14 protein-coding genes are annotated in these 13,928 nt (G+C 59.9%); 12 read left to right on the plus strand and 2 right to left on the minus strand.

Annotated features, from left to right (window positions below; genetic code table 11):
• Genes ACA068_RS01530 through ACA068_RS01585 form a run of 12 tightly spaced genes read left to right on the plus strand, consistent with a single transcriptional unit; the run spans position 1 to position 12,120 of the window.
• Positions 1-1,983, plus strand: a complete 1,983-nt coding sequence (locus tag ACA068_RS01530; protein WP_497307072.1) for a phage tail tape measure protein — start codon at positions 1-3, stop codon at positions 1,981-1,983.
• A complete protein-coding gene (locus ACA068_RS01535) occupies positions 1,980-2,297 on the plus strand; it encodes a DUF2590 family protein (protein ID WP_419711598.1) in 318 nt (105 codons plus the stop codon). The genes ACA068_RS01530 and ACA068_RS01535 overlap by 4 nt, the downstream gene beginning before the upstream one ends.
• On the plus strand, positions 2,294-3,469 hold the full coding sequence (locus ACA068_RS01540; protein WP_497307075.1) for a baseplate J/gp47 family protein: 1,176 nt from the start codon (positions 2,294-2,296) through the stop codon (positions 3,467-3,469). Before ACA068_RS01535 ends, ACA068_RS01540 begins: the two co-directional genes overlap by 4 nt.
• Positions 3,462-4,073 carry a phage tail protein gene (locus ACA068_RS01545; RefSeq protein ID WP_497307077.1) on the plus strand — a complete coding sequence of 204 codons (612 nt, stop codon included), beginning with the start codon at positions 3,462-3,464 and terminating at the stop codon, positions 4,071-4,073. Before ACA068_RS01540 ends, ACA068_RS01545 begins: the two co-directional genes overlap by 8 nt.
• Entirely contained in the window at positions 4,063-5,664 is a 1,602-nt protein-coding gene (locus tag ACA068_RS01550; RefSeq protein WP_497307078.1) for a phage tail-collar fiber domain-containing protein, read from the plus strand. Before ACA068_RS01545 ends, ACA068_RS01550 begins: the two co-directional genes overlap by 11 nt.
• A gap of 8 nt (positions 5,665-5,672) precedes the next feature.
• Complete coding sequence (locus tag ACA068_RS01555) at positions 5,673-6,383, plus strand: DUF4376 domain-containing protein (RefSeq protein WP_497307080.1); 711 nt, start codon at positions 5,673-5,675, stop codon at positions 6,381-6,383.
• Positions 6,380-7,300 carry a hypothetical protein gene (locus ACA068_RS01560; RefSeq protein WP_497307082.1) on the plus strand — a complete coding sequence of 307 codons (921 nt, stop codon included), beginning with the start codon at positions 6,380-6,382 and terminating at the stop codon, positions 7,298-7,300. The genes ACA068_RS01555 and ACA068_RS01560 overlap by 4 nt, the downstream gene beginning before the upstream one ends.
• Entirely contained in the window at positions 7,297-7,839 is a 543-nt protein-coding gene (locus ACA068_RS01565) for a baseplate complex protein (protein WP_497307084.1), read from the plus strand. Before ACA068_RS01560 ends, ACA068_RS01565 begins: the two co-directional genes overlap by 4 nt.
• 2 nt (positions 7,840-7,841) lie before the next feature.
• Positions 7,842-8,546 (plus strand): hypothetical protein, encoded by a 705-nt coding sequence (locus ACA068_RS01570; RefSeq protein ID WP_497307086.1) that lies wholly within the window; start codon positions 7,842-7,844, stop codon positions 8,544-8,546.
• On the plus strand, positions 8,519-9,469 hold the full coding sequence (locus ACA068_RS01575; protein WP_497307088.1) for a hypothetical protein: 951 nt from the start codon (positions 8,519-8,521) through the stop codon (positions 9,467-9,469). Before ACA068_RS01570 ends, ACA068_RS01575 begins: the two co-directional genes overlap by 28 nt.
• A gap of 1 nt (position 9,470) precedes the next feature.
• Positions 9,471-11,375, plus strand: a complete 1,905-nt coding sequence (locus tag ACA068_RS01580; RefSeq protein WP_497307090.1) for an SGNH/GDSL hydrolase family protein — start codon at positions 9,471-9,473, stop codon at positions 11,373-11,375.
• Between the two features lie 19 nt (positions 11,376-11,394).
• Positions 11,395-12,120, plus strand: a complete 726-nt coding sequence (locus ACA068_RS01585; RefSeq protein ID WP_497307092.1) for a hypothetical protein — start codon at positions 11,395-11,397, stop codon at positions 12,118-12,120.
• Positions 12,121-12,184: 64 nt separating this feature from the next.
• On the opposite strand, the gene ACA068_RS01590 is transcribed toward ACA068_RS01585, so the two are convergent.
• Positions 12,185-13,288: a hypothetical protein gene (locus tag ACA068_RS01590; protein WP_497307094.1), complete on the minus strand. Its 1,104-nt coding sequence runs from the start codon at positions 13,286-13,288 to the stop codon at positions 12,185-12,187.
• Positions 13,275-13,925, minus strand: a complete 651-nt coding sequence (locus ACA068_RS01595; protein WP_497307096.1) for a DUF2931 family protein — start codon at positions 13,923-13,925, stop codon at positions 13,275-13,277. Before ACA068_RS01595 ends, ACA068_RS01590 begins: the two co-directional genes overlap by 14 nt.
• Positions 13,926-13,928 lie beyond the last annotated feature (3 nt).

Here is a 13,928-nt window from a genome sequence, read left to right on the forward strand (position 1 = left end):
ATGGCTGACCGCGCTGCTCGCCTGGCCTTCATCTTGAGTCTGACCGACAAGGTCACCGCGCCCCTGGGCAAAGTGAAAATGGGGTTTTCCGACCTTGCCGAAAAGAGCGAAAAAAACATCAAGACGATGGGCCTGGGGCTGGGTGGCATGGTCGGTGCCGGTGTGGCCATTACCGAATCTTTGGCGCCGGCACTGGAGATGAACCGCGCCCTGGGCGAGGTCCGCTCGCTGGGCGTGGCAGAAGATGCGTTGTCCGCGCTCAATCAAAAGGCGTTGGAGTTCTCGGTTACCTACGGCGAAAGCGCCCGGGACTTTGTCGCCTCGGCGACCACCGTTGAGGGCGCCATCAAGGGGCTGACCGGTAACCAGTTGGCAGTGTTCACCAATGCCTCCGACGTGATGGCCAAGGCGACCCGGACCGACGCCGAAACGATGGGGCATTACGTGGGCACCATGTACAACCTGTTCAAGGGCCAGGCCGACGCCATGGGCAAGGGCGAATGGGTGGAAAAACTCGGCGGCCAAACTGCGCTGGCGGTGCAGCTGTTTCGCACTGACGGTGCGCAATTGAAGGACGCGTTCAAGGAAGTCGGCTCGATCGCCACCACCGCCGGTGTAGACCTGGCCGAGCAGTTCGCGGTGATCGGCTCACTCAGCAGCACCATGGAAGGCGGGGACGCCGGCGGCATCTACAAATCATTTTTCGAGAACATCGGCGGTGCTTCGGAAAAGCTGGGGATGAAGTTCGTCGACCAGAACGGCAAGTTGCTGCCGATGCTCGACATCCTCGACAAGCTGGAAGGCAAGTTTGGCGACCTGAACAGTGCCAGCACCGGCGCCAAGCTGATCGAAGCCTTCGGCGGGGAGGGCGCCCGCGTCATCACCGCATTGACCAAGGACACCGACCGCCTGCGCAACGGCATGGACCAGCTGGGCAAAGTCCGAGGTTTGGAGAACGCCGAGAACATGGCCAAAGCCATGGTCGATCCGTGGCAACAGTTCGCTGCTGCCGTCGAGGCGTTGCGCATTGCCTTCGGCCAGGTGCTGATTCCGATCCTGGCGCCTCTCATGGATAAGCTGGTGGGCATCGGAAAAACCCTTAGCCGCTGGACGCAGATTTTTCCAAACATCACCCGCGTGATCGGCATCACCACCCTGACGATTTTGGGCATCGTGGCCAGCATGTCGTTGCTCACACTCGTGGTCGGGATCGCCAGGACCACTTGGCTTGGGTTGGTCACGGTGTGGAAAGTGGTGCAGCTGCTCAACCTGCGCACCGCTGCAGGTTTCGTCCTGCAAAAGCTGGCCATCCTGGCCTATACCGCCGTGATCTATGGTCTGAGCGCCGGCCTGGCCGTCATTCGCGGCGCCATGTTGCTGTGGCAGGGCGCGATCTGGCTGGTCAACTTTGCTCTGACCGCCAACCCGATCGGCGTCGTGGTGATGGGGATTGCCGCCCTGGTCGCGCTGGTCATCGCCGCCGTCTACTACTGGGACGAATGGACCGCCGCGCTGCTCAACAGCGAGGCGTTCAAGTGGGTCAGTGATCAATTCAAGACGCTGTCCGACTGGTTCGGCTCCATGGGCGGCTGGTCGAGCATGGCCAAGGGCGCGTGGGACAGCATCGTCGGCGTCTTTTACAAAGCCATCAACAGCCTGATCGAGATGATCAACAGCATCCCGGGCGTGAACATCGAAGCGCGTTTTGGCGGCATGCCGGAAGTGCCCGGTGTCGACGCAGCAATTAGCGCGGCCAACGCCGCCAGCACCGCGCAAAAAACCCAGCAGACCATCAATTCGGCAATCCCCAGCCTTTCGCCGTCGCGGGCCACTGCGGTGCCCCCGGGCGGGTTGCTGACCAGCATTCAGAACACCAGCAGCCAGAACAAGGGCACCCACGTTGAAAACGTGAACATCCACACCGCCAAGCCGCTAACCCCGCTGGAGCTGGAAAACATGGTCGCGATGGGGGTAGGCGGATGAGTCTCTATATCGATCTGCTCATCACCGATAACGACCTCACCCTTGACCCCTCCAGTCAGCCGTTGCTGGTGGACGATCGGGCCAGCATCGCCCAGGACATCGGTCACATGATCCGCGAAAGCGGGCTCTTGGTGACGCAGGTCGCCGAGCGCGATCGCTTCCGTCAAGCCGACTGCATTCAGCAACTGGAACTGCTGGTTGAGGCGGACGTGCGCCTGGTACCAGGCACCGTCCGAATCCTTGAAGAGGGGAAGGGCAGGTACCTGGTCACCGCCAAAACCGTTGAATTCGGATCTGTCGAGGTAGTGCTGTGAGTGACGTAGATTTCAAACAGGCGTTGAGTGACGCCGGTATTCCGACCACCGAGGCCAAGCTGCGCGCTGCCTGGGAACTGGAAGTCGTCGCCCAGGGCAGCAAGTTGAGCAACACCAGCGCCTGGTCGCCGTTCTGGCGAGTGATCACCGCCCTGGTCACCAAGCCGGTCATGTGGCTGATCGATTTCATTGCCGGCACCGTGTTGCCGAACTTCTTCGTGAAGACCGCCACCGGCGCCTGGTTGGACATGTTGGCCTGGGCGGTGAACGTCACCCGCAAGCCTGCGACCAAGGCCGAGGGGTTGCTGCTGTTCACCCGAAGTGCGCTGGCTGGGCTGCTGGAAGTGCCGGCCGGTACCCGTGTGCAGTCGATCGCGATCAACGGCAACGTGTACGAACTGGTGACGGTGGCTGCGGCCAGCTTTGCCGATGGCGAATCGCAGATCAGGGTGTTGGCCCGGGCCAAGCAGGCCGGTAGCGGATTCAATCTCGCACCAGGTTACTTTTCCATTTTGCCGGAGCCGGTGCCCGGGGTGGTTCAGGTGGTGAACGCTGACGGCTGGCTGAGCCAACCCGGCGCCGACACCGAGCCTGACGACGAGCTGCGATTGCGTGTGCGCAACCAGTTCTCAGCCGTCAACCAATGGCACACCGACGCCGTGTATCGCGCCATGATTGCCGTGTTCCCCGGTGTGCAGCCCGACGGCGTTTACTTTGAGCACAACGCGCCCAGGGGCCCCGGCAGTGCCAATGCCTTTGTGCTGTTCGAAGCCGATTCGCCGGCGGATACCTTCCTGGCTGAAATCAACCACTACATCCGCGACCAGGGCAACCATGGCCACGGTGACGACCTGCTGGTGTTGGAGATGCCCGCCACGCTGCACACCGTCAGCTTGACGGTCTGGCCTAAGGCCGAAGTCGGTGCCGAGCGCTGGCCTGCGTTGAAATCTGACATCGAGCTGTTCATCCGTGCCGCATTCCGTGAGAGCACGGCCAGTGACTACCAGCCGACGCTGACTCACCCCCAATCGCGTTTTTCCTTTAGCCGCTTGGGCGAGGAACTGCACCAGCAATTCCCAGGCATTGATTCGCTGGACTTTGACAACGCGGACATCATTTCAAAGCTGACCATCCCGCGCCTGTCCGGTGTTGAGGTGATGTTGAATGCTTAAGTTGAGCCTCCCGTTTTGGCTTGATGGGCCGGAGCTGGCCAAGCTGAAAGCGGCCGCGCAAGCCTGGTGGATCAAGGTCGAAGACTGGCTGCACTGGCCGTTGCTGCAGATGGACGCCGAGACCTGCCACCTGAGCGTGCTCGATCTGCTGGCCTGGCAGCGTGACATTCAGCGCTTTCACGGTGAGCCCGAAAAGCTCTATCGCCGGCGGGTGAAGTACGCCTTCATCAATGCCGTGGACGCGGGCAGCACCGCCGGCATGGTCCGCATTTTCGAACGCCTGGGCGTCGGTTATGTGGAGATCCAGGAGCGCCTGCCGCACCTCGATTGGGACGTGGTCCTGCTGCACCTGTCCGACACGCAACTGAGCGAAAACCCGGTGTTGCTGCGCGTCCTGATGCAGCAATACGGCCGCACGTGCCGGCGATACGACTTCGTCACGATCACCCCCGTGAAGCTGAACATCGGCGTGGCCGATCTCAACGACGACCAACAAACCCTGATTGCCACCCTGGACGACAGCGCCAGTCGCCTGGTCGTGATCAACGAGTTCGCATTGCTCACCTTTTTGAACAACCCGTTTAGGAGCACCCATGGGAGCTAGCATCACCCTTGCCGGCGAAAGTCTGATTGCCCAGAAGCAAGGCGCCGGGGAGAAGCTCGAGGTTGCTCGCTTCGTCCTGGCGCTTGTTCCAGGCCTTGACCCGAACGCCCCGGTTGATCGCGCCGCCGGCAAGCCGCCGCAGTCTCAGATCGTCTTCACCAAAGCCTACGACCGCAAAGGCTACGTCAGCCCCAATCAGGTGATCTACAGCCTGATGGTCGGCTCCGACGTGGGCGACTGGGACTTTAACTGGATCGGTCTGGAAGCGTCGGAAGGCGTGCTGCTCGCGGTCGCGACCGTGCCGGTGCAGCAGAAACGCAAGAACATTCCGCCGCTGCAGATCGGCAACAACGTCACCCGCAACTTCCTGGTGGAGTTTAACGGTGCCCAGGCACTGACGGGCATCACCGTCGACGCCAGTACCTGGCAGCACGACTTCACGATTCGCCTGAACGGCATCGATCTGCGCGAGCGTTTGAGCAACCGCGACGTCTTCGGTCGTGTCTGCTACCTGGCCGACAGCCTGCAGATGGAACGCAGTTTTGACCTGTACCAGGTGAAAGCGGGCATTGCCTACGTGGAGGGGATCCGGGTCGAGCTGGCTGAGCCGGTCCAGGTGCAACTGCCGGCGCTCCCTGTCAAAGCCTGGCTCGACGTTGCGCTGGCCCGTGAGGGTAGCGATGCAGTCGCGGCTTGGAAGGTGGTGTTCGGCGCCGTGAAGACGGACTACGTCGACAGCAACGGCACCGCGCATTACCTGGTGGAGCTGGCCCAGGTATCGGTGTCCGAGGACATCACGGACTTGCGCCTAAGCGAGCCGATCACCGGCGCCCTGGTCAAGCAGTTTGCGTTGCGCAATGGCGACTACGAAAACCTGCGTGCCCGGGCCACGACCAAAGACGACGTCGACCTGGGCGAACTGCCCAACGCGAAAAGCGATGACCCAGGCACAGACAGCAGCGAGATTCTGGCAACCACCAAGGCGCTCAACGCCCTGCGCAAGGTGATCGCTGATTCGGAGGTCGGTCGTATCGGCACGTTCGCGATGGCCACGCCACCGCCGGGATGGTTTCGGGCCAATGGCGCGGCGGTCTCGCGCACGGTGTATGCCGCGTTGTTCGCCAAGATCGGCACCCTTTACGGCGCCGGTGACGGCGTCAACACGTTCAACCTGCCGGACCCACGCGGCAAGTTCATCCGCGTTCTGGATGACGGTCGCGGTATCGATGCCGGCCGGGTATTGGGTAGCTCTCAAGCCGACGAAGTTCGTAACCACAACCACACGGGAAGCGCCAGCGCAGCGGGCGCGCACAACCACACCGCATCGAGCGATGCTCAGGGCTCCCACAGCCACCAGGTGAAAGAAGGGTCAGCGGTCCCGAGCATGCCGGGTGGCGAGATCTTGGCTTCAGGTGATGACGTGACTCAGGCGGCCGGCTCTTATTCGACGACCTCCGCCGATGGCTTACACGCCCACAACATCAGCGTGAACGCAGTGGCCGCGCATAGCCACGTCATCACCGTGGGCTATTCCGGGGGCGCCGAAACACGCCCGCAAAACATCGCGTTCCTTGCCTGCATTAAGTATTGAGACCCGTTATGGATACCAAAACCGTCTTTCAAACCGATCACCTGGGCATCTTCACCGGCAAGACCGTGGCCGATCGCTCGCCGCTGGAACCTGATGTTTGGTTGATTCCCGGCGGGTGTGTCGAAGTTGCGCCGCCGGTGGTCCCGGAAAGAAAGGCGGCGTTCTGGGATGGTCGACGCTGGCAGTTGGTTGACTCCTACCAAGGGCTGAGGGCCTACAACATCCTGACCCGTGAGCCCCTGGTCATCGAACGTGCGGGTTCGCTGCCGACCGGCTACACGCTGGAGGTACCAGGCCCGGGCCAGATCTGGGGCAATGGTCACTGGGTTGACGACATCCCGGCCGTGATCGAGCTGCGCTACGTTGCCCAACTGTCGGCGGTCAACACGGCGTGTCTGCAGGAGATCACCGGCGGGTTCTGGTCGTCGGTGTTGGGCGATCGCTATTTCTACGAAACCCAGCTTCAGGATCAGTTGAACCTGACCAGCATGATTTTGCGCGGGGTGGGTGGCGTATACCCCTGCCAAGATAAGGCCGGGGTGAAGGCCTTCCTGGAACACACCAGCGACCAGTTGCGCCAGATCGGCGACGAATTCACCGACTTCAAGCTGCAGCGCCTGCTCAAAGCCAACGACCTCAAGAAAGCCTTGGCGGCGGCGCGATCGACGTCGGACCTGGACGCACTCAACGCCGTGGTGTGGGAGTCCGCGTCGGTATGAATTGGGTACCCATCACCATGCGCTGGCCGGAGCAGTCCACCCAGTGGCTCGCCGACCTTGATGCGGCCAAGGATCTGGCGAGCAGCGAACTGACCAGCACTGGGCAACGCCTGGCAGGTCTGGCCGACTTGGCCACCACTTCGCCGGGACCGGTTGGCGCCGCTGCAGAAGCGGCTGTGGCCGCTGGCCGCGCCGGGCTCGCCGATGCTCTGGGTGAGGTGCCGGCCTGCCTGGTGGTGACGCCATTTCAAAGTGGGGTGGGGCAGGGACGCGGCAATCAGCGTTATCTGTCCGCGCCGAACCTGCTGCAGCAGCTGGGCGAGAAACTTGAAGACACCGGCGACGATGGCCGTCCGGCCGGGGCGCAATACGCCTTGGCGGTGATGTTCCTGGGCACGCGCTACGACAAGTTCGCGGCGACCTTGTCCCGATTTAACGCCGTGCTGCCCATGCCCGACCTGCAGCGCGCCGAACGCCGAGCGAAAAACCTGTTCGCACTGGACGCTGAAAAGTGGGAACTGCCCACTGCCGGCACGCTGCCGCGTTGGGGGGCGCTGCCCCTGGAGCGTTGCACCGTGACCAAGGCTGCCACGCAAACCTTGAACAGTCAGCTGTCGGCACTGGAAAGCTACGCGGACAGTTCACCGATGGCGGACCTTGGACGGCTGGCTATCCGTAAGGCCAGCCAGGCCCGGGCACAGGCCCAACAGTTGGCCGACCTCAAATCGCAGTTCGCCGGCGGCACTGCAGACGACACCATGCGCGCTCGCTTGATCGGCCCGGGGAATGCCGCCGAGTTGCGGCACCAGCTGCTGCAGGGCGACGCACCCGGGCACGAGTGGGGATTGTCGGCCGGCGTGCTGTTGGTCGGCTCCCTGAAAGGGTTGGGCTTTGTTCGGGAACTGGTGGGTCTATGACTTTATTGCTCGATGGCGAACAGGTACGCGGCAAGAACCTCAAGGTCACCGCCAACCTGCGAATCGAAAGTGACGATTTGTCCGGACAGACCAGCAACACCGACTCGGCCCACAAAGGTTTCAAGCCCAAGACGCTGGCGGTCACGTTGCTGATCCCCTTTGTCGATGAGTCGCAGCTGCGCAACTTGATGCGCCTGGCCGAGGCGACCGGCACCGGTGGCCAGCTCAAAACCTATCGGCTGGTCAACGACACCGCGTCCGCGTTCGGCGTGCGCCAGGTGCAATTCTCCGACGGCGTCAGCGCCCGGGAAGACGACTCGCTTCGTGCCTGGCTTGTTCAATTCACGCTGTCGGAAAAGCTCTCCAACCCCGAGCGGGTCGAGACGCGTCGAGCGTCCAAGGATGTGACGCAACAAGGCGCCCCGGGGCAGTCAGTGACTGCACCAGGTGCAGCTGAAATCGGCGCACCAGGACAGGAGTTGAGCGGCTTCGAAGCCACCCTGAAAAAGTTGGATAACTACCTGGGCGGTGGGACTTGAGCATGAAACTGCACAAGGTGCTGACCATCGGTGGCGTGGTGTATCCCCTGATCACCGATGACGTTCGCCTTGAACTGCGAACCCCCGGCCGCGCCACGCTGACCATTCAAGCAGCGGTACCGGTGAAGGGGCTGGTGACACTCGATATCGGCTACAACGACAGCCCGCTGCAGCGTCACTTCATTGGGTATGTCGAGCGTTGCACGCCGTCCAACGCGATCGAGCAAGTGCTGTTCTGTCGCGAACTGGCGGCGATCCTGGCCAACCCTTTGCCGCTCAACCTGCGCCATGCGGATCTGACGACGGTGCTGGGCGAGATCAACCAGAAAACCGGGCTGAGCTTTCGAGTACCGGACAAGGCATACGCCAAAGTCAAAGCCCCGTTCTTCTACAACCTGGCCGCCGGCTATCAGGCCATGGACAGCCTGTCCCGGGTATTCGGAATTCCCGACTTTATCTGGCAGCAGCAAGGCGACGGCGAAGTGTTTGTGGGCAGTTGGGCTGACGGTTTTTTCGGCGCCCGATCACCGCTGCAGCTGCCCGTCGAGCTGTTCAACGGCTACCAAAACAATCAGAGCGCGATGATCGCGGCCCTTCCCGGGTTGCGACCAGGTGCATCGATCAACCAAGGCGAGCGGATCACCAACGTGACGCTCACCGGCAACCAAATGGCGATCCGATGGAAGACGCAATCCGCCGCAGCGTAGAGCGGCAATTTCCCGAACTCACTGGCGGTTATCACCTGCCGCGCTTTGCCCGTGTGGTGGGTGTGGCTGATGCTCCCGCCGGCGCCGGGATCTGCGACGACTTCCGTCCGCGCTTTGCGGTGGACCTCGAACTGTTGGGTGAGGACGACGAGCCGGATCCGGACTTGCCGGTACTGGCCGGCGTGCCGCTGCCCATGCCCATGGGCGGCGATGAGATGGGCTTTTTCGCGTTCCCTGAAGAAGGTACACGGGTCGTCGTGTCTTTCGCCTATGGCCTGCCAAGCAAGCCGTTTATCCAGGCGATCCTGCCGCACGGCCTGAGCCTGCCGAAGGTGCCGAAAGGTGACCAGGTGTGGCAGCACAGCGAAGCCGCCCAGCAGCGCGCCGATGCGGACGGCAACTGGCTGCGCCAGACCGATGGCCGGATCCGGGACAAGTCGATCGAGCGCGAGGTTGAAAGCCTGACCAACGTCGAGCGCCACCAGAGCAGCACGGTGGAGGTGGACAACCATTCGACTGAGTCGGTCGGGGGCATCAAGACGATCGAAGCGATCGGCGCGCTCAAGCTGCTGTCGGGCGGATCCGCCAGCCTGGCCGCGCTGGATGACCTGCACCTGGCCAGCGGGCGCGACCTCAATCAGGTGGTGGGCCAAAAACTCAATCTGACGGTGGGAGGCGAGATGCTCGAGCGCATCGAAGGCGCCCGCCGCAGTATCGCCCCCAAGACCTGGCTGGGTTCTGAGTCGGTGAACGTACTGCAGGTGCTGTGCGATCTGATCGACCTGGTCACGCAGATGAACACCGAACTGGCGGCCCACGTCCACGGACCGAGCCCAGTTCCCGCCAACGCTGCTAGCTTCACTACCAACGCCGGTACCGGCCTACAGCTTACTGGGCAGCTCAAGCCCATCACCGGAGCCTAATTTGGAACTCAAGAGTTTTTTTGCACAGGATGACCTGGGCAACGCCTTGCCAGGTGCGACCTGCTACCTGTACGAGCGCGGGACCGAGAACATCGTTTTCGGTTTGCGTAAAAGCAACGGATTAGGGTTGTTGAACCCTTTCCTGGCCGACGCAAACGGACTGGCGCAGTTTGCCGCGCCCAACGGGCTGTATGACCTGCGCATCACCAAAGGGAAACGGGATTACCGTTTGCCTGTCCAGTTCCTGGACGTCACAGAATCCCTGGCCGAAGCCAACGGCGCGGCGTCACGCGCAGAATCGGCGAGGGACGCCGCCCAGTTGGCCGCCGGCGTGAAAGCCAGCACGGCGGAAGGGTTGCGCACGACGACCGATGGCATGTTCTTCACCGTGGTTTCACCCGAGAACGCCCAGTCGCTGATTCTGTTTAAAAATGAAGCGGGGGTGGCAGTTGAGCAAACGCGCTACCCGAGCTCGACCGCCGTCGAAACGATCAACAGCTTCGTTCAGAGCAAATTCAAAGTTCAGAGCGTCAATGACACGTTGGTGGCTGTGCGTGATGCCGCCGGCCACGAAACGTGGATGGGCATCAATAACCGGGATGGCGGGCCGAGCAATTGGGCGCTGAAAATGTTGTACAAGTACCTGGGCGTCAAGCCGGCGTATGTCCCGGGCCTGCTGTACGCGTTTCCTGATGCCCTGGGACGGCTGACTGATTTGTCGATCCGCGACACCGACGGTCAAGTCCCGGACTGGGTGATTTTTCGTTGGGCCAAGCGGCTGAAGCCGCTGATCGGCAGTGACGACAGCCATCCCAACACTGCCTACAACAACATTTCCAACCTGCCCAAATTGCGAATGAAGCAGGGTCAGATTCGCGCCGGTGTGCCTGGGGTAAAGCTGTACCTGAAAATCATCGGCGACTCCTATTCCGCCAGCCACAACTTCTACATGAATGACCTCACCCGGTTTTTAGCCAAAGACTTTGGCTTTGGCGGTTCGGGTTACATCGGCTTCAACCACGGCTCGTCCCTGGGCACGAAAAACTTCTTGTATACCAATGGCAGCCTTACCTATTTCGGCGGTAGCTGGACGCTCTCGCCATTGGGCGCGGCCAGTCCCGACAACAGGACGATCAAGGCGGGGGCTGCGGGTGATTACGTGAGCATCACCGCCGTGGACACCGCCGATATCTCAACACTAGCGACGCAGGCAAAGCTGTTGTTCCTGGGCGATGGCACGAGTTCCACCTTGCGCTATCGCTGGGGTGATGCCCTGGAGTGGAACACGCTGTCGCTGTCTGGAGTTGGTCCCCAGCAATTGCCTTTCCCTGTCCTACCCGCCGGCGGTAACTGGAAGTTCAGAATGGAAGTCGTGACCGGCACGCCGACGCTGTTTGGCATCTATACCGAAAACAGTGCGTCGGGCGTGGTTGTCTCTAAGTGCGCGGCCAGCGGTTCCGCGTCAGGCGATTGGTACAAGAACGATGCAGCCTGGTTAACGCAGCAGAAGACGGCCACGGGGTTTATTCCTGCTGACGCGGTGCTGGTGATGCTGGGCGGTAATGACCAGGGCGCATCGGTGACGCCGGCGACCTTTCTCGCCAACCTGCAGGGCGTGGTCGCGACTCACCTGGAAGTCCATTCCGGGGCGTCCTTCATCGTGGCCATGCGGTGGGACACCACACGATCCAGTCAGTACCCCATGAGTGCCTACACCAAGCTCGCCGCCGCCTGGTGCTGGACGCAGGGCATCGCCTTTATGGACATGCAATACGCGGCGATGGGTGACCCCGCGAAGTACGCCAGCACCGGCCCAACCCCGCTGATCAGTGATGACAAAATCCATCCGGATCCGGCGAAGGGCGCCCCAGTGATTTCTGAATTCTTCTACACCGCGCTGCGCTGAACGCAGTAAGGAGCCACAAATGTTTTCTCTCGTGATTAGCGCACCTGGTGTGTTGTCCAATCCACTGCCCGATACGCCGACCATCCCTGATGTGCAGTCGAACATCATTTACGAACTCGATGCCGCGAGCCTGGCCGCACTGGCCGACGGTGCCACCGTAGACACCTGGCTGGCCAACGGACCGGCGCCGATCGTCAACCGCACCTTCAACTTTCAGTACACGGGCTGGGGGAAACCGAAGTTCTCGCGAGCCGGTGGCCCAGGCGGTAACCCAGCCGTTGTGTTTGACGGGACACAGCAGATCGGCAACGGCGCGGGTACGGTCGCTGTCGCGCAGTCCATGACTTACGCGATGGTCGTGAAGGCTTCTGTCTTTGCGGCGAATCAGGCGCGTCTGATGGCGTCGGGCGCCCAGATCCTCGCACCAGGTGCGAATGGCTTTTACGAAAGTATCTCGGCGGCCAGTCGACTTGAAAGCGGTGATAAATCGACCAAGTGGACGGTCATCCTCGCCGTGTTCGACGGACCTACGTCCAAAATCAAAGTCGGTAGCAGCCCAATCGTTGAAGGCCTGACAGGGGTTTCTCTCAGCGGACGGAATATTCTGGGTGGGCAAGGATCAGCGCTGGGCACAGCAGGACTTGTGGGTGGTTACGCATTTATCCGAGCGTACGACCGAGCGCTGAATAACTCCGATATTGAAGCCGCTTCAGTTGAGCTGCATCGAGCCTACGGTTTGATGTGACAACGCCGGTGAGCTTGATGATTATCACTAATTTAAATCAGGCTCACTGTCGTTACGGTATTAATTATTGGCGACGAAAGCAGGCCCTACCTGTGCCAAAATCTACCGCCAGGCAGTTAGACTCAATCTTCAGATTCAGATCCCGAAACAACTGAGACAAGTCGCTAGGGTCTGAGTAGGCTCCCCATTCTAACTCCATAAATCTAGTATCTGGGCTTACCTCAAACCATTCAATATTTTCCGTCGCCCCATTCATACGCACCCCAATTTTTTGTAGTTCGCGTCCACCGGTGTAAGGCAACGTCACGTACTGCTGGTTCGTATCAGCCCAAATCTTCTGCTCTATCGACCCGTCTTTAAACTGCCAATATACGTTCACCGGTTTTATTGTAGGCGGTGGTTTGGGATGGTTGTGATATATCTCAATTTTGTAGTTGTTTTTTATTAGATTTTTCTCATAGATGTTTAAAAATTTTTGAGCTTCAACAAGTCCGTATTCGTGAGGTTGAGTAAATGCGATGGGCTGCTTTTCCGGCTTTTTCCAGTCGAAGGTGAATACCCGTCCGATGGCAGATACTTCAAACCACTGGCTTGGACGGGAGTCGGCGCTGGTGCTGAAACCGATTTTTTTCAGGGTTTTCTGTGGGGTGTGTGGTATCCATACTTCGCTATCCTCGCTCAACCGCAATGCTCTAACGGGCTCTTGGTCTAATTCGAAATAAACATACTCAGGCTTATGGGGCGGGGGCTGAAAATAGTATGGATACTTAAATTCTATAACGTAGTTGTTTTTCCATAGTTTAAAAAAATCGCCAGTTTGGCCAGGGGTGCGCTCTCCAAGTTGTTTGCGGGTATCCATTCGAATAAGGCTGAAGTCAAGTTTTTCCAGCGGCTTGGGGTTGTCCTTGTTTTTTAATATCACAAGGTCGTCCTCTATATGCCACATCCCTTCGGCAACACCGTTGGCGCTTCCATATTCTGCCCCCGCGGCGAAAGTTCCGTCTTTGCGGAGCAGTAACTCTGCGGCCATTTCCATTACGCCATGCAAGTAGTAATGCCCCTCCAGTGTAGAGGAAGCTGCATTGGTGTAAGAGACAGGCAAACACATAAGGCCTGCCAAAAGTAATGCTCTTAAATCCATATAATAATGCTCCTTACCAACTTCCATACGGAATCCCATGTTTTTCGATGTAGCGTTTTGAATCGTCGGCTAAAGGAAAGTAAGATCCGTGGGAGAGTCCAAGGTCAGGCCCTTTGGGTTCGATTTCGGCTTGACCGCGTGCAACTTTCACTGGATGCATGCATTCATCAAGCACCCAGATTTGTACAACACCGCCCGGTGCTAGACCGAACCTGATAGAGGCGACTTTTGGCAATGCATTCGCCTCCCCAAAAGCTGGGCAGTCTTTTGTCAGGGCAGTACGCATAACCTGTCGTGCACCTTCAGGAATTTCAATCCAGCCCTGATAAGTTTGCGGTTCGGCCAGTGACTGCCAGCGAACATAGATCCGCACCGGAAGCTTGGCGTCCCTTACATCCCTCTCAGAGCCTACCCCGGTTACAGTCCAGCCTTTGGCCCCTTTTGCTTTTGTTCCTCCTGAAACTCCTCCACTGCTAATTTGACGATAGAGAGTTCCAAGGGTATCAATAGTGGCCGCGTCCTCAACCCAGGCGTCCATTGCGTAAGGCGTTAGAAAACTCAACGCCCAGGGTCCGGCGTCGGGATCTGAACGTCCCCAGGACTGCTCTGAAGCTTGGCAACCGCTCACAAAAAAAGCCCCCAGCAAGATCCATAGTGTTCGCATGTT

The sequence above is a fragment of the Pseudomonas sp. LBUM1660 genome, assembly GCF_059695935.1.